Below are 23,080 nucleotides of genomic sequence, written 5' to 3'. Positions count from 1 at the left end.
GGGCTTCTGTATGTCTGCGTCAGAAGAGCCGGCGGGCCGTGGTCAGCGTGCCGCCGAAGGACGTCACGAAGTTGCTGAGCGACTCGCCGATGTCGGACAGGTGCCAGTTGTCCGGACCGGAGTACCAGCCGATGCCGGCGTCCGGGTCGTCGTCGTCATCGGTCGCCGCGATCTCCAGCGCCCACTTCTCGGTCAGCCCGAGAACGGCGGCGTACGGCAGGCACCGGGACGCGAACTCGAGCCGGTGGCTCTGCGGCAGGTCCGCGGACGTCTCGTCCAGCAGGTACCGCTGCAGGCCGGCCACTCGGCCCAGCACGGCGGCACCACGCGCAGTCCGAGCCGGCGCGACCTGTCCGACGAGCGCGAGCACCAGTCCGGCCAGCATCACCGCGAGGCCCACCAGCGCGTACTTGCTCACGATCGCGAGCACCAGCGTCAGTACGACGCCCGCACCCAGCAGCACCACGCCCGCGGTGGTCCAGCGGTTCCGCACCGCGTCCGGGCGGCTGGTGAACCATCCCTGCGTGACGACGTCGGCGTACAACTGCTCGCGCACCAGGTTGAGCCGCGGCCGAAGCGACGGGCCGAGCGCGGAGACGACCACCGCGTCGCCGTCGGCGAAGACCGCGTCCAGCAACGCCTTCTCGTACGGCAGGAGCTCGGGGCCACCCTGATTCAGCCGGCGGAGCTCCCAGTCCAGCTTGCCGAACTGGCTCTGGCGCGGCAGCTCGACGATGGTCAAGTAGTTCCGGACAGCGAGGTCCAGCAACGTCGCGGTGATGTCGACGACGTCGGCCGTCTCGTCCACCACCGTGCCGACCTGGCCCGGCCGGATTCCGTCCGGCGCGGCGAACTGCGGCCCGTCGGTGCCGTCCAGCACCGGCCGCTCCGGCCCGCCGCCGCCGAACCTGGCCGCGTCCCGCCCGCGGAAGAACCACAGCGCCGCCGCGCCCAGCAGCCCGAGCCCGAACACCAGCGCGGCCAGGCCGAGAGTGCTCGAGTCGACCGTGAACGCGCGGCCGAGGCTCCACCGCGTCGCGAACTCCGCGTTCGGCCGGACCGTCGCCTGCTCACCGAGCCCGGTCAGGAAGGTCACCCGGCCACCCGCCGGTACGCCGTTCTGCTCGATCTGCAACGCGGCCGACTCGGCGAGCTGCGACGACGTGCACGGCATGCTCGAGCCGACCCGGCCGGCGAAACACGTCACCCAGGTGGCGAACGGGATGTTCACCGTCAGCGAGGCCTTCGGCACCGACGTCGCGAACCCCTGCACGATCGGCCAGCTCACCTCGCGGCCCTCGGTGGACTCGGCCACCACGTTGTCCACGGTGTAGCTGTAGACGATCTTCGACTGGCCGTTCACGGTCATCGTGAGCCGGCGGCCGTCGTCGGTGCTCTCGTTCTCGAACCCCTGCGCCGGCTGGCCGTTCACGGTGGCCGACACGTCGCTGACGTCGTACGTCCGGTCCCGCTCGGCGTCGGCCCGGACGCGGGTGGCCAGCGTCCGGCTGAACGTCGTACCCCCGGCGGCCAGGTCGACCGTCTCCTTGACCTGCAGCCTGCCGTCCGCGGTCAGCGTCGCCTCGGCGGCGTATCCCGTGATCCGGTCGTCGGTGGCCCGCTCGCCCACGGCCTGCGCGGGCAACGTGCCCAGGGCAACCAACGGGGCGGTCAGGGACATCAGCAGGGCAGCCGGGAGGAGGCGGCGCTTCGGTGACATGGGTCGAGAGTAGTCTCGTGCCGGTTCGTCCAGCGAACCCGAGTCAGGACCGTCGAGCGGCAGGAGGGCACCACCGGTGAGCAGCCCGTACGGCTACGGGGGCCGTCCTCAGGACCGGCCCGTGGGACCGCCGCCCGGTGTCCTGCCGCCTCCGCAGGCGGCGCCCTGGCAGCAGGGTCCCGGCCAGTTCCAGGGCGGGCCGCCACCTGGTCCGTACCAGTCCGGTCCGTATCCGCAGGGAGCGCCGTACCAAGGCCAGTGGAACCAGCCGTACTACGGCGGGCACGGCCAGTTCAACGGGTTCCAGCCGCCGAAGCGCCGGGGTGGGGCCGCGCGGCTCATCCTGTTCGGCTTCGCGATGCTGGTCATCGTCGGCGGCGCGCTGGCCGCGATCAGCGTGATCCTGACCGGCGGCCAGGCCGGCGACGACACCGCCCAGCCGGGCGTGACCGGGCCGTCGATCGTGCCGACCGCGACCACCAACCCGCAGGAGGGCTCGGCCGAGGACTACCTGCTGAACGCCGAGATCTACCGCACCGGCGCGCTGCCGGAGCAGGACTGCGAGGCCGCGAACCTCGGCAACGGCAACCTCGCGGCGCAGAAGGTGTACTACGAGAAGCTGTTCGCCTGCCTGAACGACGCCTGGCGGCCGATCTTCCGGGAGATCGGCCAGCAGAAGCCGGACCCGGGCCTGGTCGTGTTCGACAAGCCGGTGGTCACGCCGTGCGGCAACTTCGCGCCGCTGTCCGGCCGGGTGCTCGCCTTCTACTGCTACGGCAACCAGGTGATGTACACCGACGTCCAGCAGATGAACAAGGCGTTCGGGCCGCGGCAGGACCTCGCCTACCTGATGACGATCGCGCACGAGTACGGCCACCACGTGCAGGGCGTCACCGGGTTGTTCTACGCGCGGGCGGCGTACCTGCAGGACCATCCGGACCGCAAGCTCGAGTTCTCCCGCCGCAACGAGCTGCAGGCCTCCTGCTTCGCCGGTGTCTTCAGTCGCGCGGTCGCGAAGTCGTATCCGCTGACCGACCGCATGAACGAGTTCCGCGAGCAGTCCAGCAACAGCTTCGGCGAGTCTCCCAGCACCCCAGAGGACGAACGCACCCACGGCCTCGCCACCAGCCAGGGCTTCTGGATCCAGAACGGCTTCAACATCACCGAGAACAAGGCCTGCAACACCTACGCCGCCCCGGCCGACCTGGTCAAGTGACGGCTTCGGCGTCTCGGCGTTGCCGGGGATTCGGGCGGCGTTAACTCCGGGGCGTATCATCCGGCCGTGACGTTGCGACGCGGGGAGTTGGCGCCGTCCGCGCGGACGCTGGTGGACGTCCTGGGGGAGACCGCGGCGAAGTACGCCGACGAGCCGGCGCTCGACGACGGCAGTGTGAGCCTGAGCTACCGGGAGCTGCTCGAGCAGACGGAGCGGTTCGCGGCGCGGTTGACCGCGGGCGGGATCGGGCCGGGCGACCGGGTCGGGGTGCGGATCTCGTCCGGGCACAACGACCTGTACGTCGCGATCCTCGGGACGCTCCAGGCCGGAGCGGCGTACGTGCCGGTCGACGCGGACGATCCGGACGAGCGCGCCGAGCTGGTGTTCGGCGAGGCCGCGGTCTCGGCGATCGTGGCCGACGACCTCGAGCTCGACCTGCTGAAGGCCCAGCCGACCCCGCCGCGTGCCAACGACAACGACAACGCCGACGGGTACTTCGACTACCCGTACTCCGCCCGCATGGACGACCCCGGCGCGAGTACGGCGGGAGGCAGGCACGGCGGCCCGGAGCCGGACGACGACGCGTGGATCATCTTCACCTCGGGCTCGACCGGCGTCCCCAAGGGTGTCGCGGTCACGCACCGCTCGGCCGCGGCCTTCGTGGACGCGGAGGCACGGCTGTTCCTCCAGCAGGAGCCGATCGGCCCCGACGACCGCGTGCTCGCCGGGCTCTCGGTCGCGTTCGACGCGTCCTGCGAGGAGATGTGGCTGGCCTGGCGGCACGGCGCCTGCCTGGTCCCCGCGCCACGCTCGCTCGTCCGCAGCGGGATGGACCTCGGCCCGTGGCTGGTCACGCAGGGCATCACGGTGGTCTCGACCGTGCCGACACTGGCGGCTTTGTGGCCGGCCGACGCGCTCGACCAGGTCCGGCTGCTGATCTTCGGTGGCGAGGCCTGCCCACCGGAGCTCGCCGAGCGGCTGGCGATCGACGGCCGCGAGGTCTGGAACACCTACGGCCCGACCGAGGCGACCGTGGTGGCCTGCGGCGCCCGGCTGACCGGCGAAGGACCGGTCCGGATCGGGCTCCCGCTGGACGGCTGGGACCTCGCCGTGGTCGATGCCGCAGGCAACGAAGTGGCCGAGGGCGGGACCGGCGAGCTGATCATCGGCGGCGTCGGCCTGGCCCGCTACCTGGACCCGGCGAAGGACGCGGAGAAGTTCGCGCCGATGCCGACGCTGGGCTGGGAACGCGCGTACCGCAGCGGCGACCTCGTCCGCTACGAGCCCGAGGGCCTGATCTTCCAAGGCCGCGCGGACGAGCAGATCAAGCTCGGCGGCCGCCGGATCGAGCTCGGCGAGGTCGACGCCGCTCTGCAGGCGTTGCCGGCCGTCTCCGGCGCGGCCGCCGCCGTCCGCGCCAGCGCCGCCGGCAATCAGCTGCTCGTCGGGTACGTCGTACCGAAGGATCCCACCACCTTCGACCAGAAGGCGGCGACCGAGCGGCTACGGGAAGCCCTGCCGGCCGCCCTCGTACCGCTGCTGGCGATCGTCGACACGCTGCCGACCAGGACGTCGGGCAAGGTGGACCGCAACGCGCTCCCCTGGCCGCTCGACGGCATGGACTCCGACGAGCCGGCGGCCGAGCTGGACGGTACGGCGGGCTGGCTGTCGGTGCGGTGGACGAAGGTCCTCGGGGCCAAGGTGACCAGCGCCGACAACGACTTCTTCCTGCACGGCGGTGGAAGCCTCGCGGCCGCTCAACTCGTGTCCGCCCTGCGTGAGCGCTACCCGGACGTGACCGTCGCGGACATCTACGAGTACCCGCGGCTCGGCGCACTCGCCGATCGCCTCGACGAGTCCAGCACCCAGCTCACCGAGCCGGTCGAGGTCCGCGAGATCCGGCCGACGCCGAAGGCCACCCAGCTGCTGCAGACAGCGCTGACGTTGATCCTGCAGACGGTCGTCGGGGTCCGCTGGCTCGTCTACCTGTTCACGCTGAACAACTTGCTCGCCGAGTTCGCCGGCCCGCTCCCCTGGGTGCGGACCGTGTCGTGGTGGTGGATCCTGGCCGGCTGGCTGATCCTGATCACCCCGGCCGGGCGGATGGGAATCGCCGTCGTCGGCGCCCGGATCCTGCTGCGCAACCTCCGGCCCGGCACCTATCCCCGGGGCGGCACCGTCCACGTCCGCCTGTGGGCGGCGGAGAACCTCGCGGACGCGGCCGGCGCGGCCAACCTGGCGGGCGCGCCCTGGATCGCCTACTACGCAAGGGCTCTCGGCGCGAAGATCGGCCGCGGTGTCGACCTGCATACGCTCCCGCCGGTGACCGGGATGCTCACGATGGGCCGCGGCGCGTCGATCGAGCCCGAGGTGGACCTGGCCGGCTACTGGATCGACGGCGACCAGTTGCACGTCGGCCCGGTCACCGTCGGCGCCGAGGCCGTCATCGGCTCCCGCTCGACGCTGCTCCCCGGCGCGGAGATCGGCCGGAACGCCGAGATCGCGGCCGGCTCGGCCGTCTCCGGCAAGGTCCCGCCGAACGAGCGCTGGTCCGGCTCCCCCGCGGTCCGCATCGGCCGCGCCCGCCGCCCATGGCCGGACCACCGCCCGGCCCGCGCGCCCTGGTGGGTGCTCGCGTACGGCGCTCAGTCGGCGATCATGTCGTTGATCCCGGTGGCCGCGGCCGCGGCGGCGATCGTCGTACTGGGCAATGCGTTGCAGGGCACCGAGACGCTCGGCGAGGCCGCGCTCCGGGCGCTCGCCGCCGTGCCGCTGATGACGCTCGTCGGGTTCGCGACCCTGGCGGTGCTGACGCTGATCGGCGTACGGCTGCTCGGCATCGGGATCAAGCCCGGTCACTACCCCGTCCGCAGCCGGATCGGCTGGCAGGTGTGGGCGACCGAGCGGCTGCTCGACTCGGCCCGGACCCTGCTGTTCCCGCTGTACGCGAGCCTGCTGACGCCGTGGTGGCTGCGTGCCCTCGGCGCGAAGGTCGGCCGGGACGTCGAGGCGTCGACCGTGCTGTTGCTGCCGAAGATGACCACCGTCGGCGAGGGCGCGTTCCTGGCCGACGACACGATGATCGCGTCGTACGAGCTGGGTGGCGGCTGGCTGCACGTGGCCGGCGCCAAGGTCGGGAAGCGCGCCTTCCTCGGCAACTCGGGGATGACCGCGCCCGGCCGGAGCGTGCCGAAGAACGGTCTGGTCGCGGTGCTCAGCGCGGCCCCGAAGAAGTCCAAGGCCGGTACGTCGTGGCTCGGCTCGCCGCCGGTGAAGCTCCGGCGGCAGGCGGTCGAGGGCGACCAGAGCCGGACCTTCAACCCGCCGCTCAAGCTCAAGGTCGCCCGGGCGCTGGTCGAGCTGTGCCGGTTCGTCCCGATGATGTGCACGGTGGCGATCGCGCTCGGCGTCCTGTTCGCGCTGCAGGCGCTCGACGTCTGGCTCGGTCCGTGGCTGACGGTCCTGCTGTCCGGCGCGGTGATCCTGGCCGCCGGCGCGGTCGCGGGCGGGATGGCCACAGTCGCTAAGTGGGTCATCGTCGGCCGGACCCGCGCGGTCGAGTACCCGCTGTGGAGCTCGTTCGTCTGGCGCAACGAGGTGGTCGACAGTTTCGTCGAGCTGGTCGCCGCCCCCTGGTTCGCGAACGCGGCCGCCGGTACGCCGGTGCTCGCACTGTGGCTGCGGACCCTGGGTGCCAAGATCGGCAAGGGTGTCTGGTGCGAGACGTACTGGTTGCCCGAGGCGGATCTGGTCACGCTTGGCGACGGTGCCACGGTGAATCGCGGATGCGTGCTGCAGACGCACCTGTTTCATGATCGAGTTCTCTCCATGAGCACAGTCACCTTCGGGCCGGGAGCGACCCTCGGGCCCCACGGCATCGTCCTGCCGGCCGCGACCGTGGGAGCAGGAGCTACCATCGGGCCGGTGTCGCTCGTGATGCGTGGTGAAGGTGTACCTGCCGGGACGCGCTGGGCCGGGAACCCGATCGCCCCCTGGCAGGGCTGATGATTGCCCGCACCAACGGGCAGCCCGGTGCGGCCAGCGCCGGCGACCCCTACGTGCCCTCGCACGGGAACGGCGGCTACCACGTCGAGTCGTACGAGCTGGACCTGGACTACCGGGTCAGCAGCAACCGGCTGACGGGCAAGGCGATCATCACCGCGGTGGCCACCCAGGCGCTGTCCCGGATCAGCTTCGACCTGGCCGGTCTGCGGGTGTCGAAGGTGAGCGTCAACGGACGGCGGCCGCAGCGCTACACCCACCGCGCCGGGAAGCTGCACATCTCGGCGAACATCATGGACGGGGCCGAGTTCACCGTCGACGTCCAGTACGCCGGCAACCCGAAGCCCGAGGACAGCCCGTGGGGCGACCTCGGCTGGGAAGAGCTCACCGAGGGCGTGATCGTGGCCAGCCAGCCGAGTGGCGCGGCCACTTGGTTCCCGTGCAACGACCACCCCGGCGACAAGGCGCACTACCGGATCACGATCACCACCGATTCGCCGTACCACGTGGTCGCGAACGGGCGGCTGGTGTCGCGGCGGGTCAAGGCGAGCCGGACCACCTGGGTGTTCGACCAGGCCGCGCCGATGGCGACCTACCTGGCGACCGTGCAGATCGGCCGGTACGACGAGGTCGAGCTGGCCACGTCACCGGTGCCGACCCGGGCGGTGCTGCCCGCCTCGCAGTTGCGCGCGTTCCGGACGGACTTCGGGCGGCAGCAGGCCATGATGACGCTGTTCTGCCGGCTGTTCGGGCCGTACCCGTTCGCGTCGTACACGGTCGTGGTGACCGACGATCCGCTGGAGATTCCCCTGGAGGCGCAGGGCATCTCGGTATTCGGCAGCAACCATCTCGACGGCCGGCGTGGGTCGGAGCGGCTGGTCGCGCACGAGCTCGCGCACCAGTGGTTCGGCAACAGCCTGACCCCGGCGAGCTGGCAGCACATCTGGCTCAACGAAGGATTCGCCTGCTACGCCGAGTGGCTCTGGTCGGAGGCTTCGGGCGGGCTGACGGCGGCTCAGCAGGTGTCCAAGGCACATACCCGGCTGAAGGGGCTGCCGCAGGACCTGTTGCTGTCCGACCCCGGTCCGGAGCTGATGTTCGACGACCGGCTCTACAAGCGTGGCGCGATCACCCTGCACGTACTGCGCCTGCACCTCGGGGACGACGCGTTCTTCGAGCTCCTGCGGGCGTGGACCAAGGCGCACCGGCACGGGTCGGTGACGACGGAGGAGTTCATCGCGCTGGCGACCACGTCCAGCCCGGACGAGACCGCCGTACGCGCCCTGTTCGCCGCCTGGCTGGACTCGACCGAGCTGCCCGCGCTCAGGACCGGGCGACCTCGGCTGCGGCCTTGACGAAGCGTTCGGTCAGCGGGGTCCGGGTGGACCAGGCCGCGCCGATCCACCAGGTTGCGGCGCGTCCGGACAACGGCACGAGCCGCAGTTCCGGTGGTGCGATGCGTTCGGCCGACTGCGGTACGACGGCCGGACCGGCGCCCGCGGCAACCAACGCCAGCACGGTCTGCAGATCGGCCGACTCCTGAAGAACTGCGGGACGGCAACCGAGTTCGGCGTACAGGCCGTCGATCTGCGCGGTCAGACCAGGACCCCTGGACGGCGTGAGCCGGACGAGCGGCCGGCCGTCGAGCCAGCGGCCGACGTCCTGGGGCACCTCCAGCGCGGTGGGGATCGCGAGCGCGAGCCGGTCCCGGCGTAACCGTAGGTGTTCGAGACCGGCCGGAACGGGCAGCCGGACGAACCCGACCTGCAGGCTGCCGGCCAGCAGCCGCTCGCACTGGACCGCCGAGGACATGTCGTCGAGTGTGACGGAAACACCCGGCCACCGGCTGCGGAACAGCGCTACCGCCCGTGGTGCGAGCTCGATCCCGGACAGCCCGAACCCGATCGCGAGCGAGCCCTCGTCACCCGTCGCCACCTGCACCGCGCGTCGGTCGAACGCCTCCGACCGCTCCAGCAACTCCAGTGCGTCAGGCAACAACAGCTCACCCGCCGGAGTCAGCCGGGCCCCGTGGCGACCGCGCGTGAACAGCACCGAACCGACTCGTCGCTCCAGCACCTGCACCTGCTTGGTCAGCGCCGGCTGACTGGTCGACAGCTCCTCGGCCGCGGCCCCGAAGTTGCGCAGCCGAGCCACCGTGACGAACGCCCGGAGCAGCCGGAGATCCATAACCCCAGGATATGGAATCTGACCAAACAACTATTGGACGTGATGGAACCCTCGGCGTTTCGATGGCCGTGTGAGCCTCTTCCGCAGCGCGGTCGTCCAGTTCGAGCCGGTCCCGGACCAGCCGGCAGCCAATCTCGCCACCGTCGAACGGCTGGCCCGGCAGGCGGTTGCCGACGGCGCCCGTCTGGTGGTGTTCCCGGAGCTGTGCCTGCTCGGCTACTGGCACCTCCGAAGGCACAGCCCGGAGCGGCTGCACGAGCTGGCGTCACCGGCGGACGGCCCGCTGGTCGGCCGGGTCCTTGCCCTGGCCAAGGAGCTCGACGCCGGGCTGGGCGTCGGCTTCCTGGAGAGCGCCGACGGCACGCTGTTCAACGCCTACGCCGTCTGCCTGCCGACCGGGGAGGTCCACGTGCACCGGAAGCTGCACGCGTTCGAGCACGAGGCGATCGCCAGCGGGTCGTCGTACACGGTCTTCGACACGCCCTGGGGCTTCCGGGCCGGGGTGCTGATCTGCTGGGACAACAACCTGGTGGAGAACGTCCGGATCACCGCGTTGCTCGGAGCAACCGTCCTGCTGGCGCCGCACCAGACCGGCGGGACCAGCTCACGCAGCCCGCACGGGATGACGCCGATTCCGCGGGAGATCTGGGACAGCGGCGACCGGGCCGCGATCGAGGCCGCGTTCAACGGCCCGAGCGGGCGCGGCTGGCTGATGCGCTGGCTGCCGGCCCGGGCGCACGACAACGGGCTGTTCCTACTATTCAGCAACGGGGTCGGCCCGGACGACGACGAGCTCCGCACCGGCAACGCGATGATCCTGGACCCGTACGGCCGGATCGTCGCCGAGACCCCGGTGCCCGCCGAGGCGGTGGTGGTCGCCGACCTCGACCTGGACCTGGTGCCGCTGGCAACGGGCCGGCGCTGGCTCCGCGGCCGTCGTCCGGAGCTGTACGGCCTGCTCACCCAGCGCAGGGGCGACGAGCTGGACCCGCGGTCCGCCCGGTTCTCCCCCGATCCGGTCCAGCTACCCGGACCGGACGATCAGCCGACCGACGCGCAGCGCGCGCCGGCGGATCGTCAGTAGACGAGGGCGGTCGCGATCGCGAGGATGCCTTCGCCGCGGCCCGGGAAGCCCAGCCCGTCGGTCGTTGCCGCGCTCACCGACACCTCGGCGTCGCAGGCGGCGGAGAGCACCTTCTCGGCCTCTTCCCGGCGCGTCCCGATCCGCGGCCGGTTGCAGACGATCTGGACCGACACGTTGCCGATCTCGAAGCCGGCGGCGCGCACCCGGCGGGCTGCCTCGCCGACCAGCGCGATCCCGGAGGCACCGGCCCACTCCGGCTCGGCTGTCCCGAAGTTCGACCCCAGGTCGCCCAGCTTGGCCGCGGTCAGCAACGCCGTACAGATCGCGTGCGCGGCCGCGTCACCGTCCGAGTGGCCCGACAGACCGGCCGGCTCGTCCGGCCAGTGCAGACCGGCCAGCCACAACGGGCGCCCTGCTTCCAGCGGGTGTACGTCGACGCCGTTCCCGACCCGGGGAACCTTCACGTCAGCCTCCTGTCCGCCAGCAACGCCTCGGCCAGCAACAGGTCGCGCGGCCGCGTCACCTTGAACGCGTCCTCGGACCCCTCGACCGTCAGCACCGCCACCCCGAGCCGCTCACACAGCATCGCGTCGTCCGTCGCCCCGACACCACCGGCCGCATGCGCACGACGCAGTACGTCGGGATCGAAACCCTGCGGAGTCTGTACGGCGACCAGCGTCGACCGGTCGGGCGTGTCGACCACCTCGCCGGCCGCGGAGACCCGCTTGATCGTGTCCGTCACCGGCACCGCCGGTACGACGGCCGGAGCGCCCGCCCGCACAGCAGCGACCACCCGCTCGACGACTTCGGCCGGGACGAACGCCCGGGCCGCGTCGTGGACGAGCACGCAGTCGATCCCGTCGACCGGGACCAGGTCCAGCGCCGCGCGAACTGATTCGGGCCGTTCGGCGCCGCCCGCGACCACGAGCAGCCGCGCGTCATCGACGTACGGCTCGAGCTCCTTGTGGACGGTGTCCTCGGTGCCGGGCGGGACCGCGACCACGAAACAGCTGAGGTCGGCGGCGGTCGCCGCCTGCAGCCCACGCACCGCGTGGACCAGCAGCGATTCGCCACCGACCTCTCGGAATGCCTTCGGGGTCTCGCCGCCGAGCCGGAGCCCGAGCCCCGCCGCCGGGATGATGGCCGCGGTGCTCATCTCGAGCCCACACAGGACGGCAGGATCACGTACTTCGACTCGGTCTGATCAGGTCGATCAGGAAGCGAGAACCTCGTCGAGGATGGCCTCGGCCTTGTCCTCGTTGGTGTGCTCGGCCAGGGCCAGCTCGGAGACCAGGATCTGGCGAGCCTTCGCCAGCATCCGCTTCTCACCGGCGGACAGACCGCGGTCACGCTCACGGCGCCACAGGTCGCGAACGACCTCTGCCACCTTCATCACGTCGCCCGAGTGCAGCTTCTCGAGGTTCGCCTTGTACCGTCGCGACCAGTTGGTCGGCTCCTCCGTGTGCGGTGCACGCAGCACGTCGAAGACGCGCTCCAGGCCAGCCTGATCCACGACGTCACGCACGCCGACAAGATCGAGGTTGCACGCGGGGACCCGGACGACCAGGTCGTTCTGAGCGACGATCCTCAAGACCAGATAGGTCTTGTCCTCACCTTTGATCTGACGGGTCTCGATGTCCTCGATGACGGCCGCACCGTGATTGGGGTAAACAACCGTCTCGCCGACTGTGAAAGTCATATGTCACGTGCCCCTTTCCAAGCTCAATACTACCACGCTGTAGATGGTCCGGTCGGGGCGTTTGCGCTGGTCAGAGGCCACTTCCCGCCTTGACAAACGCTCTCTGCCGTGCCTCGTGCGCGCGGGAAAGGGTGCCCGGACGGTTGCCGGGGACATCGGCGCGACAGCCCGTGACGGCCATCCCGGTGGCGGGTCCGGCAGCCACGAGAGCTACGCTGTGACGCGCCGGAGGCTGTTGCCTGACGGCCACAGACAGCTTGCAGGAGAGGGATTCCAGTGCCGATCACGTTGTCCTCGCGGTCCGTCCGGCGCACCGCGCTGGCGGGTGCCGCCGCCACCCTGAGTATCGCGCTGACGGCCTGCGGCGCGAACTTCAACGCCCAGACGCTGCAGAACTACCAGGCGGCCGAGGGCACCAACGCCGACTCCGGCTCGATCGCGCTCCGCAACGTGCTGGTGATCGCCTCCGAGGACGGCAAGGGCGAGCTGCACGCCGTCATCGTGAACAGCGGCAGCACCGACGACACCCTGGTCGGGATCGAGCAGGCGCCCGAGACCGCGGACGGCCAGGGCGGCGACCAGCCGGCCGAGGTCACGTTCGGCAACGTGGAGGAGCTGGACCTCAAGGCCGGTACGTCGACCCTGCTGCCGCCGGCAGAGGGCGAGACCGGCGCCGAGACGACCACCACCCCCGAGACCCCCGGCGCCACGGAAACTCCCGGCGCGACCGAGACTCCTGGTGCGACCGAGACTCCTGGCGCCACGGAGACCCCTGGGGCGACCGAGACTCCTGGAGCCACCGAGACCCCGGCGGCCGGCGGCCCGATCACCGTCACCGGCGGCAAGCCCGGCCAGATGATCAACGTGACCATCACCTTCGGCAAGGCCGCGCCGATCACCACCCACATCCCGGTCATCACCGAGGACCACTACTCGCCGTCCCCCCGCCCCGACGAAGGCGGCCACGGCTAAGTCGTCCGCAGACAGCCGAACGGGCCGCCCCGGCGCGGGACGGCCCGTTCGTCGTACCGGCGGGGCCTGTGGCCGAGGCCCCGGCGGACGCATCGGGCCCGGTACGACGGATCGGTCGCCGTACCGGGCCGCTTCGCGGGGCTAACCCGCGGACTGCGCGGCCTTGGTGAGGCCGGGGACGATCTTGTCCAGGACCCACGGGACGCTGAGCACGCTGACGGCGCTCATCCCGGAGATCACCTGCTGGTCCTCCATCACGTACGCGCTGCCGCGCTTGACCGCGCCCATCGAGGAGTAGACCGGGTCGGCGGTGAACTTCTGCGCGCCCAGCCCGTCGACGTACGCGACCACCACGTCGGCGTCCACCTCGGACACCCTCTCCTTGCTGATGGTGAGCGCGAACTCCTTCTTCGTGTTGGTCTTCTCCAGCGCCTCGACGCCCGGCGCGTTCACGAAGCCCATCTCGTTCAGGATCTGCACCCGCGGGTCACCCGGCATGTAGACGTAGTTCTCGGCCCCGAAGGAGCCGACGGTGATCGTCTTGCCCTTGAACTCCGGGTGCTCGGAGGCGACCTGCTTGATCTTGTCGCCGAGGTCCGCGATCAGCTTCTCCGCCTCGGCCTTCTTGCCCAGGGCCTGACCGACCAGCAGGGTCTGGTCCTGCCAGGTCGTCTGCCAGGGAGCGCCCGGGTAGGCGACGGTCGGCGCGATGTCCGTCAGCGTCTTGTACGTCGCCGCGTCGAAGCCCTCGTACGGCGCCAGGATCACGTCCGGCTTCAGCGCCGCGATCTTCTCGAACGGGAACTTGTCACCGGTGTCCAGCAGCTCGGTCTTCGAGGCGTCGAACTTGTCCGCGTCCCACGCGGTCACCCCTTCCGGGGTCGGGCCGTAGGTTACCTTCGGCATCCCGACCGGGGTCTCGCCGAGGGCGTAGACCACGTCCTGGGCGTTCCAGCCGAGGGTGACGATCCGCTCCGGCTTCTTGGTGATGGTGGTCTCGCCGAAGGTGTTCTTCAGCGTCACCGGGAACCCGGCGGCCGCCGTACCGGCGGTATCGCCGCTCTGCTCGCCGGCGTCGCTGCCGCAGGCGGCCAGCGTGGTCGTCGCGAGGAGCGCGGCGGTGACCGCGCTGACGACCCGGGTACGGGACCAGGACATGGTGGTTCTCCTTAGACGAAAATGCCTCAACTAAGGAGAGCCTAAGCTAACCTCACTCACCCCCGCGACCCGCGGGGATGTGAATCAGGACTCGAACTTGTAGCCGAGGCCACGCACGGTGACCAGGTGCTGCGGGTTCGACGGATCCTTCTCCAGCTTGGAGCGCAGCCGCTTCACGTGCACGTCCAGGGTCTTGGTGTCGCCCACGTAGTCGGCGCCCCAGATCCGGTCGATCAGCTGCCCCCGGGTGAGCACCCGGCCGGTGTTGCGCAGCAGCATCTCGAGCAGCTCGAACTCCTTCAGCGGCAGCCGGATCTCGGTCCCGGACACGGTCACTACGTGCCGCTCGACGTCCATCCGCACCGGCCCGGCCTCCAGGGTGTCCGGCAGCAGCTCGACGTCCTGGCCACGCCGCAGTACGGCGCGGATCCGGGCGAGCAGCTCCCGCGGGCTGTAGGGCTTGGTGACGTAGTCGTCCGCGCCCAGCTCCAGGCCGACCACCTTGTCCACCTCGGTGTCCTTGGCGCTGACGATGATCACCGGGACGTTGCCCCGGCTGCGCAACGCCCGGCACACCTCGGTGCCGGACAGCCCCGGCAGCATCAGGTCGAGCAGGACGATGTCCGCACCGGCCCGGTCGTACTCGTCCAGCGCGTCCGGGCCGGTCTCGGCGACCGCGACCTCGAACCCTTCCTTGCGCAGCACGTACGACAACGCGTCGCTGTAGCTCTCTTCGTCTTCGACGACCAGCACTCGGGTCACGAAGCTGTCTCCTTTGTGATCTGACCTGACGGGGTAGGCGTCAGGCGGATGGCCGGCTCCTCCTGGCTGGGGGAGTCGGTCTGACCCGCTGCGGGCTCGCGCAGGGGGAGTCTCACGGTGAAGGTGGAGCCCTGGCCCTCGACGCTCCAGACCCGCACATCGCCTCCGTGGATGGAGGCGATGTGCTTGACGATGGACAGGCCGAGCCCGGTCCCGCCGGTCTCCCGGCTCCGGGCCCGATCGACCCGGTAGAACCGTTCGAAGATGCGTTCCAGGTCGCTGCTCGGGATCCCGACGCCCTGGTCGCTGACGGTCAGCTCGACCAGGTCGCCGATCGGGTGCGCGGCGACCGCCACCCGGGTGCCGTCGGGGCTGTAGTTGACCGCGTTCTCGACCAGGTTGCCGATCGCCATCGCCAGCTGGTCCTCGCTGCCCATCACCTCGAGCTCGGGCTCGGTCTTCACCACGATCTTGATGTCGCGGTCCTCGGCGTCGATCCGGCAGCGGTCCACCGCGGCCTCGACGACCGCGTTGATGTCCACCGGGCCGGGGTTCTCCAGCGGGTCGTCGCCCTGCAGCCGGGACAGCTCGATGATCTCCTTCACCAGCCGGCTCAGCCGGGCCGCCTCGACCCGCATCCGGCCGGAGAACCGCTGCACCGCCTCGGGATCGTCGGAGGCCTCCGAGACCGCGTCGGCGAGCAGGATCAGCGCCCCGATCGGGGTCTTCAGCTCATGGCTGACGTTGACGGTGAAGTCCCGCCTGATCGCCTCCAGCCGGCGCTCCCGGGTCCGGTCCTCGACCAGCACCAGCACCAGCTGGCTGCCCAGCGGCGCCACCCGGGCACTCACGTACTGCGTCGCGCCGAGCCGCCCGCGGACGATCTCGAGGTCCTGCTGGCGGATCTCGCCGTCACGGCGGACCGCCCGGACCATCGTCAGCAGGTCGTCGACCACGAGCCGCTCGCCCCGGACGATGCCGAGGACGTGCGCCGGGGCGCTGGCCTGGAGCACCTGGTCCTCCGGGCCCATCACGACCGCCGACGAGCGCAGTACGGACAGCACGGTGGCCACACCGTGGGGAACGATCGGGTCAGGAGACTCCGGGATCGTACGCTGGGACCGCTCGCTGAGCATCATCGCGCCGAGTGAAAGCAGGGCCAGGGCCGCGCCGATGACGCCGCCCAGCACCGCAGCCAGCGTGGGGTCCACGGCATCGATGCTACGCGGGCAACCAGCAGGGAAAGACCGAATGATCACCGGATGACCGGGGGACGACACAACTGTTCATCAGGCGTTCACCACTCGTCGCCGTCCGGCAACCTCGACGGCATACGGTCACCGTTGGGCGGGTACCAGGCGGGTGCCACCCTCCCCGTCCACCGCGGTACCGGACACCACAGATCGGAAACGAACACAATGCGTGACACCTACCACGAGCAGCTCGACGACATCCTCGCCGAGCTCGAGCGGATGACCCGGACGGTGTCCACCGCCGTACGGCGCTCCACCACGGCGCTGCTGGCCGCCGACATCCGGCAGGCCGAGGAGGTCATCGCGGCCGACATCCAGCTGGACGCGGCCGGCGAGGGCGTCGAGGAGAAGGTGTTCGAGCTGATGGCGCGGCAGTCGCCGGTCGCCAACGAGCTGCGGATGCTGGTCGCCGCGCTGCGGATGGTCGCCGACCTGGAGCGGATGGGCGACCTGGCCGCGCACGTGTCCAAGATCGCCCGGCTGCGGTACCCGTCGCCCGCGATCCCGCAGGAGCTGCACACCGTCATCGAGGAGATGGGGTCGGTGGCCGGCAAGATGGTCGACGCCGCCGGTGACGTGATCCAGACCCGCGACGTCGAGGCGGCCGCCAAGCTCGAGGCCACCGACGACCTGATGGACAAGCTGCGCAGCAACCAGTTCCGGCTGATGATGGACGCCTCCTGGCCGCACGGCGTCGAGGTCGCCGTCGACATCGCCCTGCTCGGGCGGTACTACGAGCGCATCTCCGACCACGCCGTCTCGATGGCCCGCCGCGTCGTCTACCTGGTCACCGGCGAGCTCCCCGTCGCCGTAGGCGGCACCGCCGCCGGCTCCGGCGCCGGTGCCTCCACCCCCAACCCCAACGGCAACTGACACTTCCCGACAAGTCCTCGGCCACCAGGTGGTAGCCGAGGGCTTGTCGCTTGTCGCGGCTCGACCAGCCAACCGCGGATGCTGCCCGCCGGGGGTGCGCCCACGCGCCGTCGGCCTTGAACAGGCAGATGGTTACCGACGGGCTTCATGCCGTCGGGGGTTCGCCCACGCGGCGGAGGGCTTGAACAGGTAATAACTTGTGCGCCCCCACCAGAACCTGTTCACACCCCCGACGACCCGCCGAGACGACCACCCGACCCGCGCCTCCGCGCTGCCCACCGCCGAGCACACCAACGCGCAACCACCACCCGCGGCCCGGCGCAGCCGGCAACAAAACAGCCGCGTCGCAGGCGCGTCCGCTTCCACCCGACCCCCGGCTTCACGCTGCACTCGCCGAGCGGGGCCGACGTGTGACCGCGACCCGCGGCCCGGCGCAGCCGGCGAACAAGACTGCCGCGCCGGAGGCGCGTCCTTTGTGCGTTTAGCGGCCTTGGTTTTTGACTGCCTCTATGGCTTCTTTGGCGGCTTGGGGGTCGAGGTATTCGCCGCCGGGGGTGATGGGGTTGAAGTCGTCGTCGAGCTCGTAGTAGAGCGGGATGCCGGTGGGGATGTTGAGGCCGACGACGGTCTTCTCGTCCAGGTTGTCCAGGTGCTTGACCAGCGCACGGAGCGAGTTGCCGTGGGCGGTCACCAGGACCGTCTTGCCGTCGCGCAGGTCCGGCACGATCGCGTCGTACCAGTAGGGCAGCATGCGCTCGACGACGTCCTTCAGGCACTCGGTCGACGGCAGCAGCTCCGACGGCAGCGCGGCGTACCGCGGGTCGCCGGCCTGGTCGTACTCCGAGCCGCGCTCGATCGGCGGCGGCGGGGTGTCGTAGGAGCGGCGGAACAGCATGAACTGTTCCTCGCCGAGCTCCTCCAGGGTCTGCTTCTTGTCCTTGCCCTGCAGCGCGCCATAGTGCCGCTCGTTCAGCCGCCAGGACCGGCGTACGTCGATCCACTGGCGCTCGGCCACCTCGAGGGCGATGGTCGCGGTGCGGATCGCCCGGCGCAGCACCGAGGTGTGCAGGACGTCCGGGAGCAGGTCGCGCTCGCGCAGCAGCTCCCCGCCGCGGTGCGCCTCCTCGACGCCCTGGGCGTTCAGGTCGACGTCGACCCAGCCGGTGAAGAGGTTCTTGGCGTTCCAGTCGCTGTGGCCGTGGCGGAGCAGGATCAGGCGATAGGTCATGGCCGCAAGCCTACTGGGGCTCGAGCCAGCCCTTGAAAGCGTCCAGGTTTCGGGTGGACTCGCCCCGGGACACCCGCCACTCGTACTCCTTGCGGATCGAGGACGCGAACCCGAGCTCCAGGATCGTATTGAACGACGAGTCGGCGTACTCCAGGACCGCGCCGAGCAGCCGGTCCACCTCGGTCGGGGTGATCGCGTGCAGCGGGACGCGGCCGTCCAGGTGGATGTCGCCGAGGTGGTCGACGGCGAACGCGACGCCGTACAGCTTGAGGTTGCGTTCGAGCAGCCAGCGGTAGACGGCCTCGTGGTTCTCGTCCGGGTGGCGGGCGACGAAGGCGTGCACGTGCACCGCCTGCGCGCCGACGGTCAGCGTGACCGTGGTCTTCAGCTTCCGCTCCCCCGGCAGGTCCGCGGTGAACGCGCCCGGCTCGGCCTCGGTGAAGTCGAGCTCGTTCTCCTTCAGGACCTGGCGGATCACGTCCGCCGCCGACACCCTCATCCCGCCACCTCCGCGGCGAGCTCCGCCGCCATCGTCTCCGTCGCCGTCCGGTACGCCGCCACCGTCTTGCGCGCGGTCACCTCCCACCCGAACCCCCGCGCGTGCTTGACCGCCGCCCGGCCCATGATGTCGCGGGTGTGCGGATCCGTCGCGACCCGGGTCAGCGCGTCGGCGAAGTCGTCCACCGCGTGCCCGGGGACCAGCAGCCCGGTCTCGCCGTCCGCGACCGCGGTCGTCAGCCCGCCGACGGCCGCCGCGACCACCGGCGTACCGCAGGCCTGCGCCTCGAGCGCGACCAGCCCGAAGGATTCCGAGTACGACGGGACGCAGACGACCGACGCGGACCGGTACCAGTCGGCCAGCGCGGCCCGCTCCATCGGCTTGACGAACCGGGTCACGTCGTCGATCCCGAGCGCCCGGGCCAGCTCCGCGTGTGCCTCGGGATGCTCCATGCCGTTGCCGGACGGGCCGCCGATCACCGCGACCACGAGCCGGGAGCGCAACGACGGGTCGCGCTCGATCATCCGCGCGGCCGCCCGGATCAGCAGGTCGGGCGCCTTCAGCGGCTGGATCCGCCCGACGAAGGCCAGTACGACGGCGTCCTCCGGCAGCCCGATCGCCCGCCGGGCCTCGGCCTGGTCGCCCGGACCGAACATGTCCAGGTCCACCCCGGGGTTGACCACGCCGACCTTCGCCGGCTGGGCGCCGTACAACGTGATCAGCTCGTCCGCCTCGTCGTCGGTGTTGGCCAGCAGCCGGTCGGCGGCCTCGACGACCTGCTCCTCACCGAGCAGCCGCGCCGGCGGCTCGGGTACGTCGTCGTCGGCCAGGCTGGCGTTCTTCACCTTGGCCATCGTGTGCATGGTGTGCACGAGCGGGACCGCCCACCGGTCGCGGGCGAGCAGGCCCACCTGGCCGGAGAGCCAGTAGTGCGAGTGGATGACGTCGTAGTACCCGGGCTCGTGGATCGCCTCGGCGCGCAGGACCGCGCGGGCGAACGTGCACAGCTGGGCGGGCAACTCGTTCTTGGTCAGCCCTTCGTAGGGACCGGCGGCGACGTTGCGGACCATCACGCCGGGCATCAGCTCGACCCGGGCGGCCAGCGCCGACGAGGTCGCGCGGGTGAACACGTCGACCTCGATCCCCAGGTCGGCGAGGCGTTTCGCCAGCTCCACGACGTAGACGTTCATCCCGCCGGCGTCCCCGGTCCCCGGCAGATCGAGCGGTGACGTGTGCAGGCTGATCATCGCGACCCGCCGGAGAGGGCGGTCGGCCGAGGGGAGGCTCACGTGGCCAGCGTAACCCTGGCGTTCTCAGTCCGCGTCCTGCTCCGGCAGGGCGAGAGCCTGACCGGTTTCCAGGGCGGCGGCGACCCGGCGTGACAGCGTCTCGCGCAGGTCGGCGGTCTCCTGGCTGAGCTCCTCGATCAGGCCGCTGTGCCCGGCGACCTCGGTGCTGGAGAGCAGCTCGACGTACCGGTCGCGGTCCTGCAGCGCGCCTTCCAGCGCGGTCTCGACCTCGAGTACGGCGTCCGCCGCGCGGACCTGGTCGGCGTACTGCTCGAGCTTGGCGACCTTCGCCTCCATCGCGTTCGCGGACAGGTCGAGGGCCTGCCGTTGGGGTTGCAGGACCGCTTCGAGCCGGGCGGTCCGGAGTTGTTCCTCGATGTTCGCCTGCCGGCCGCGCAGCGCGGAGATCTGGTGGAGCACGCGGCCGATGTCCCAGAGCTGCTCGGGCAGGACCACGTCGTTCTTGGCCGCGTCGAGCAGGCCGCGCCGGCTCACCTCGGAGTCCTGGATCCGCTCGATCGCCTGCTGCGCACGCCGCATCAGCGCCCGGCCCCGCTCGTCCCAGTCCTCGGTCAGCAGGTACTGACCGTGGTACTTCCGGGCCACCCCGTGGGCCCTGGACTCGCCCGCCAGCGCGGCGATTCCGGCGGTGAACAGCAAGGCTCCGAGGACCGCGGCGCCGGTGCTCAGCCAGAAGGCCAGGCCGTCGGGGAAGATCGTGAACAGGAGCCAGCGCAGGAAGAACCACACGCCGACCTCGATGCCGCCGAAGATCAACAGCCCGCCGACCGACTCGCCCGGTGGCTGACGCCGGGCGACGACCTCGTCGTGCGGCGTGCTCGCGGGGATCAGGGCGTCCGGGTGCTCGGTCAGCAGCTTGCGGGCCGAGGCGGGCACGTCGGGCGAGAACACCTGGACCGTCCGCAGGTGGCCGGGCGTCTCGCCGGACTCAGTCGCCATCTCGCCCCCTCCCGAAAGACCCGACGTTCTACTGTGCGGACTGGTTCCCGCCGATGGCAACCGGCCTGCGAGACTCGGAGGCATGACTTCGACTACGCGTCCGCTCGCCGTCGTCACCGGAGCGAGCAGCGGCATCGGCGCCGCGTCCGCCCGTCACCTGGCCCGCGAGGGGTTCGAGGTGCTCTGCGCGGCCCGCCGGCTCGACCGGATCGAGGCGCTGGCCAAGGAGATCGACGGCCGGGCGGTGCGGTGCGACGTGACGTCGGCCGACGACGTCGCCGCGCTGACCGCGGCCGTCGGCGACCGGCTCGATCTGCTGGTGAACAACGCCGGTGGCGCGTTCGGTTTCGAGCCGGTGGCCGAGGCCGACCTGGAGGCCTGGCGGCAGATGTACGAGGTGAACGTGATCGGCGTCGCCGCCGTCACCAAGTCGTTGCTCCCGGCCCTCGTCGCCGGCCGCGGCACGATCGTCGTGATGGGCTCGACCGCCGGCCAGGTCGCCTACGAGGGCGGCGGCGGGTACGTCGCCGCCAAGCACGCGGTCAAGGCCGTGGTCGACACGCTCCGGCTGGAGCTGTACGACCAGCCGGTCCGGGTCTGCGAGATCGCGCCGGGCATGGTCCGCAGCGAGGGGTTCGCGCTGACCCGGTTCGACGGCGACCAGGAGAAGGCCGACGCCGTGTACGCCGGCGTGGCCGAGCCGCTGACCTCGGACGACATCGCCGACATCGTCACCTGGGTCGCGACCCGGCCGCCGCACGTGAACATCGACCGGCTCACCGTCCGCCCGCGGGCGCAGGCGGCCCAGCACAAGGTGCACCGGGTTCAGTAGGGCGTGGCCGCGGTGACCTCGCGGGCGTGGATGAGCACGTCGAACCACTCGCCGACACTGCCCCCGGTCATCCAGGACGTCGGCCCGATCTCCGGGTAGCCGCGCGTCTTCGCCGTACTGCGCAGCCACTGCCGGACGGCGCCGTTCGCCGGGCTCCGGAGATCCAGGCTGAACAGCTCGGGCCGGGCCGAACGGAGCCGGGCCTCGAACCAGTCCGCCGAGGCCGGCGGCATGTCGATCGGTCCCATCGGCCCCAGCGTCGTCCCGCTGTCGAAGGTGAAGCCCAGGATGCGGTAGCGGTCGCCGTACCAGCGCCGCAGGTAGGAGCCCGCGTTCCGGAACGTCACGTCGGGCATCGGCGGCACCACGTAGCGGACCCCCGGCGCGTTCGCGGTGTGCGCACTCGCGGCCCAGTACACGACCTTGTCGCCGGTGTACCGGTGCACCCAGCGCACGTTCTCGGCCGCGCGGGCGTCGCGGTACGCCGGGATCTCGTCGTCGGGCAGGCTGAACGCCTCGTAGAACGAGACGATCTGCCGGGCGTGGTGGACGATCACCTGGTCGGGCATCCGGCGGACGAGGTCGTACACGGCCCGCGCCTTGCTGATGTACGGCGCCTTGTCGGCGACCTCCTTCCAGTACCACCGCACGTACTTGCCCATGTCCGTGGTCCTCGGGCGGAGCGGATCCAGGCTGCGGCGCAGTTCCGCGAGCCGGCCGGGTGCGTGGCGGGCGACGTACTGGTCGATGGCGTCGTACGCGAGGTCACGGGTCGAGTAGTACTCGACGCCGGCGAAGTAGACCTTGTCGCGACGCCTCGCGTTGTAGGCGCGGACGTACTCGATCATGTCGGCCAGCTCCTGCGACCGCCAGGCCGGACTCATCTGGCCGATGACCGCCTTCAGGTCACCGCGACCGGTCCGCACGTACTCGTTCACCTGGGTGCACAGCGACCAGTCCTCCTCGAAGGCGATCGACCGGAACCCCATCCGCTCGACGAGGTAGCGCAGTACGCGGTGCTTCTGCCGGGTGATCTCGGCCGTGTTGTGCACCGCCTCACCGAGCCCGACGATCCGCGCCGTACCGATCGAGCGGCGCAAGTGGCCGAGATCGTCCAGCGGTACGGCGTTCCGGCGGATCCAGCGCGCGACCGGATCGCCCACGGCCACGGAGCTCTGCACCCCCAGCCCGCCCGCCGCGGCCACGCCGAGCGCGCCACCCAACAACGTCCTCCGGGAAACCACAGTCTTGTCCATGCCTCACCACACTGGCGTCCCGGAGCGGGCCTGACATCCCTCACCGGGCGGCTCCGAAGATACGCCGACCGTCGTACGCGCAGGGGTTTC

20 protein-coding genes are annotated in these 23,080 nt (G+C 70.9%); 7 read left to right on the top strand and 13 right to left on the bottom strand.

Features of this window, described 5'->3' with window-relative positions; translation table 11 throughout:
• Window positions 1-19: 19 nt before the first annotated feature.
• Entirely contained in the window at window positions 20-1,720 is a 1,701-nt protein-coding gene (locus tag ACQPYZ_RS05115) for a DUF2207 domain-containing protein (RefSeq protein WP_433165739.1), read from the bottom strand.
• A 121-nt stretch (window positions 1,721-1,841) separates the two neighbouring features.
• Between ACQPYZ_RS05115 and ACQPYZ_RS05110 the strand changes: the two genes are divergently transcribed.
• The 3 genes from ACQPYZ_RS05110 to ACQPYZ_RS05100 all read left to right on the top strand — a co-directional run bounded on the left by ACQPYZ_RS05110 (window position 1,842) and on the right by ACQPYZ_RS05100 (window position 8,293).
• A complete protein-coding gene (locus ACQPYZ_RS05110) occupies window positions 1,842-2,936 on the top strand; it encodes a neutral zinc metallopeptidase (protein ID WP_433165738.1) in 1,095 nt (364 codons plus the stop codon).
• A gap of 66 nt (window positions 2,937-3,002) precedes the next feature.
• Window positions 3,003-6,941 (top strand): Pls/PosA family non-ribosomal peptide synthetase, encoded by a 3,939-nt coding sequence (locus tag ACQPYZ_RS05105; protein ID WP_433165736.1) that lies wholly within the window; start codon window positions 3,003-3,005, stop codon window positions 6,939-6,941.
• The gene (locus ACQPYZ_RS05100) at window positions 6,941-8,293 is read left to right on the top strand and encodes a M1 family metallopeptidase (protein WP_433165734.1); all 1,353 of its coding nucleotides are present in this window, start codon (window positions 6,941-6,943) and stop codon (window positions 8,291-8,293) included. Before ACQPYZ_RS05105 ends, ACQPYZ_RS05100 begins: the two co-directional genes overlap by 1 nt.
• Here ACQPYZ_RS05100 and ACQPYZ_RS05095 read toward each other — a convergent pair.
• Entirely contained in the window at window positions 8,262-9,125 is an 864-nt protein-coding gene (locus ACQPYZ_RS05095) for a LysR family transcriptional regulator (protein ID WP_433165732.1), read from the bottom strand. The genes ACQPYZ_RS05100 and ACQPYZ_RS05095 overlap by 32 nt on opposite strands.
• A 70-nt stretch (window positions 9,126-9,195) precedes the next feature.
• On the opposite strand from ACQPYZ_RS05095, the gene ACQPYZ_RS05090 reads away from it, so the two are divergent.
• On the top strand, window positions 9,196-10,209 hold the full coding sequence (locus ACQPYZ_RS05090) for a nitrilase family protein (RefSeq protein ID WP_433165730.1): 1,014 nt from the start codon (window positions 9,196-9,198) through the stop codon (window positions 10,207-10,209).
• Here ACQPYZ_RS05090 and ispF read toward each other — a convergent pair.
• The 3 genes from ispF to ACQPYZ_RS05075 are packed head-to-tail and all read right to left on the bottom strand — an operon-like array spanning window position 10,203 to window position 11,908.
• Window positions 10,203-10,673 (bottom strand): 2-C-methyl-D-erythritol 2,4-cyclodiphosphate synthase, encoded by a 471-nt coding sequence (ispF, locus tag ACQPYZ_RS05085; RefSeq protein ID WP_433165728.1) that lies wholly within the window; start codon window positions 10,671-10,673, stop codon window positions 10,203-10,205. The two genes, ACQPYZ_RS05090 and ispF, sit on opposite strands and share 7 nt — an antisense overlap.
• The gene (gene ispD, locus ACQPYZ_RS05080) at window positions 10,670-11,365 is read right to left on the bottom strand and encodes a 2-C-methyl-D-erythritol 4-phosphate cytidylyltransferase (protein ID WP_433165726.1); all 696 of its coding nucleotides are present in this window, start codon (window positions 11,363-11,365) and stop codon (window positions 10,670-10,672) included. Before ispD ends, ispF begins: the two co-directional genes overlap by 4 nt.
• A gap of 57 nt (window positions 11,366-11,422) precedes the next feature.
• A complete protein-coding gene (locus ACQPYZ_RS05075; protein ID WP_012918679.1) occupies window positions 11,423-11,908 on the bottom strand; it encodes a CarD family transcriptional regulator in 486 nt (161 codons plus the stop codon).
• Window positions 11,909-12,184: 276 nt separating this feature from the next.
• On the opposite strand from ACQPYZ_RS05075, the gene ACQPYZ_RS05070 reads away from it, so the two are divergent.
• Window positions 12,185-12,880 carry a hypothetical protein gene (locus tag ACQPYZ_RS05070; protein WP_433165724.1) on the top strand — a complete coding sequence of 232 codons (696 nt, stop codon included), beginning with the start codon at window positions 12,185-12,187 and terminating at the stop codon, window positions 12,878-12,880.
• Between the two features lie 141 nt (window positions 12,881-13,021).
• Here the strand turns inward: ACQPYZ_RS05070 and ACQPYZ_RS05065 are convergent, their stop codons facing one another.
• From ACQPYZ_RS05065 to ACQPYZ_RS05055, 3 genes are all read right to left on the bottom strand, one after another.
• Window positions 13,022-14,038 carry an iron-siderophore ABC transporter substrate-binding protein gene (locus ACQPYZ_RS05065; RefSeq protein ID WP_433165722.1) on the bottom strand — a complete coding sequence of 339 codons (1,017 nt, stop codon included), beginning with the start codon at window positions 14,036-14,038 and terminating at the stop codon, window positions 13,022-13,024.
• 84 nt (window positions 14,039-14,122) lie between these two features.
• On the bottom strand, window positions 14,123-14,800 hold the full coding sequence (locus ACQPYZ_RS05060; protein WP_131353111.1) for a response regulator transcription factor: 678 nt from the start codon (window positions 14,798-14,800) through the stop codon (window positions 14,123-14,125).
• Window positions 14,797-16,011, bottom strand: a complete 1,215-nt coding sequence (locus ACQPYZ_RS05055; protein WP_433165720.1) for a sensor histidine kinase — start codon at window positions 16,009-16,011, stop codon at window positions 14,797-14,799. Before ACQPYZ_RS05055 ends, ACQPYZ_RS05060 begins: the two co-directional genes overlap by 4 nt.
• A gap of 207 nt (window positions 16,012-16,218) precedes the next feature.
• Here ACQPYZ_RS05055 and phoU point away from each other — a divergent pair, with 207 nt between their 5' ends.
• Entirely contained in the window at window positions 16,219-16,926 is a 708-nt protein-coding gene (gene phoU, locus ACQPYZ_RS05050) for a phosphate signaling complex protein PhoU (protein WP_433165718.1), read from the top strand.
• Window positions 16,927-17,407: 481 nt separating this feature from the next.
• Here the strand turns inward: phoU and ACQPYZ_RS05045 are convergent, their stop codons facing one another.
• From ACQPYZ_RS05045 to ACQPYZ_RS05030, 4 genes are all read right to left on the bottom strand, one after another.
• A complete protein-coding gene (locus ACQPYZ_RS05045) occupies window positions 17,408-18,154 on the bottom strand; it encodes a phosphoglyceromutase (protein ID WP_433165716.1) in 747 nt (248 codons plus the stop codon).
• A 10-nt stretch (window positions 18,155-18,164) separates the two neighbouring features.
• Window positions 18,165-18,653 (bottom strand): YbjN domain-containing protein, encoded by a 489-nt coding sequence (locus ACQPYZ_RS05040; protein WP_433165714.1) that lies wholly within the window; start codon window positions 18,651-18,653, stop codon window positions 18,165-18,167.
• The gene (gene mshA / locus ACQPYZ_RS05035; protein WP_433169627.1) at window positions 18,650-19,900 is read right to left on the bottom strand and encodes a D-inositol-3-phosphate glycosyltransferase; all 1,251 of its coding nucleotides are present in this window, start codon (window positions 19,898-19,900) and stop codon (window positions 18,650-18,652) included. The genes ACQPYZ_RS05040 and mshA overlap by 4 nt, the downstream gene beginning before the upstream one ends.
• 66 nt (window positions 19,901-19,966) lie before the next feature.
• On the bottom strand, window positions 19,967-20,902 hold the full coding sequence (locus ACQPYZ_RS05030; RefSeq protein WP_433165712.1) for a hypothetical protein: 936 nt from the start codon (window positions 20,900-20,902) through the stop codon (window positions 19,967-19,969).
• Between the two features lie 82 nt (window positions 20,903-20,984).
• On the opposite strand from ACQPYZ_RS05030, the gene ACQPYZ_RS05025 reads away from it, so the two are divergent.
• Window positions 20,985-21,734 (top strand): SDR family oxidoreductase, encoded by a 750-nt coding sequence (locus ACQPYZ_RS05025; protein WP_433165710.1) that lies wholly within the window; start codon window positions 20,985-20,987, stop codon window positions 21,732-21,734.
• On the opposite strand, the gene ACQPYZ_RS05020 is transcribed toward ACQPYZ_RS05025, so the two are convergent.
• Window positions 21,728-22,990: an erythromycin esterase family protein gene (locus tag ACQPYZ_RS05020; protein WP_433165709.1), complete on the bottom strand. Its 1,263-nt coding sequence runs from the start codon at window positions 22,988-22,990 to the stop codon at window positions 21,728-21,730. The genes ACQPYZ_RS05025 and ACQPYZ_RS05020 overlap by 7 nt on opposite strands.
• Window positions 22,991-23,080 lie beyond the last annotated feature (90 nt).

This window comes from Kribbella sp. CA-247076 (assembly GCF_050942445.1).
Taxonomy (GTDB): domain Bacteria; phylum Actinomycetota; class Actinomycetes; order Propionibacteriales; family Kribbellaceae; genus Kribbella.
Note: the sequence above shows the minus strand (reverse complement) of the source record. Positions and strands in the feature narration are given on the sequence as shown.

What these genes read in the sequence shown, in the direction of transcription:
- ACQPYZ_RS05115 (WP_433165739.1), bottom strand. Translation starts at nt 1,720, where the DNA reads ATGTCACCGAAGCGCCGCCTCCTCCCGGCTGCCCTGCTGATGTCCCTG.
- ACQPYZ_RS05100 (WP_433165734.1), top strand. Translation starts at nt 6,941, where the DNA reads ATGATTGCCCGCACCAACGGGCAGCCCGGTGCGGCCAGCGCCGGCGAC.
- ACQPYZ_RS05095 (WP_433165732.1), bottom strand. Translation starts at nt 9,125, where the DNA reads ATGGATCTCCGGCTGCTCCGGGCGTTCGTCACGGTGGCTCGGCTGCGC.
- ispD (WP_433165726.1), bottom strand. Translation starts at nt 11,365, where the DNA reads ATGAGCACCGCGGCCATCATCCCGGCGGCGGGGCTCGGGCTCCGGCTC.
- ACQPYZ_RS05075 (WP_012918679.1), bottom strand. Translation starts at nt 11,908, where the DNA reads ATGACTTTCACAGTCGGCGAGACGGTTGTTTACCCCAATCACGGTGCG.
- ACQPYZ_RS05065 (WP_433165722.1), bottom strand. Translation starts at nt 14,038, where the DNA reads ATGTCCTGGTCCCGTACCCGGGTCGTCAGCGCGGTCACCGCCGCGCTC.
- phoU (WP_433165718.1), top strand. Translation starts at nt 16,219, where the DNA reads ATGCGTGACACCTACCACGAGCAGCTCGACGACATCCTCGCCGAGCTC.
- ACQPYZ_RS05045 (WP_433165716.1), bottom strand. Translation starts at nt 18,154, where the DNA reads ATGACCTATCGCCTGATCCTGCTCCGCCACGGCCACAGCGACTGGAAC.
- ACQPYZ_RS05040 (WP_433165714.1), bottom strand. Translation starts at nt 18,653, where the DNA reads ATGAGGGTGTCGGCGGCGGACGTGATCCGCCAGGTCCTGAAGGAGAAC.
- mshA (WP_433169627.1), bottom strand. Translation starts at nt 19,900, where the DNA reads ATGATCAGCCTGCACACGTCACCGCTCGATCTGCCGGGGACCGGGGAC.
- ACQPYZ_RS05030 (WP_433165712.1), bottom strand. Translation starts at nt 20,902, where the DNA reads ATGGCGACTGAGTCCGGCGAGACGCCCGGCCACCTGCGGACGGTCCAG.
- ACQPYZ_RS05025 (WP_433165710.1), top strand. Translation starts at nt 20,985, where the DNA reads ATGACTTCGACTACGCGTCCGCTCGCCGTCGTCACCGGAGCGAGCAGC.
- ACQPYZ_RS05020 (WP_433165709.1), bottom strand. Translation starts at nt 22,990, where the DNA reads ATGGACAAGACTGTGGTTTCCCGGAGGACGTTGTTGGGTGGCGCGCTC.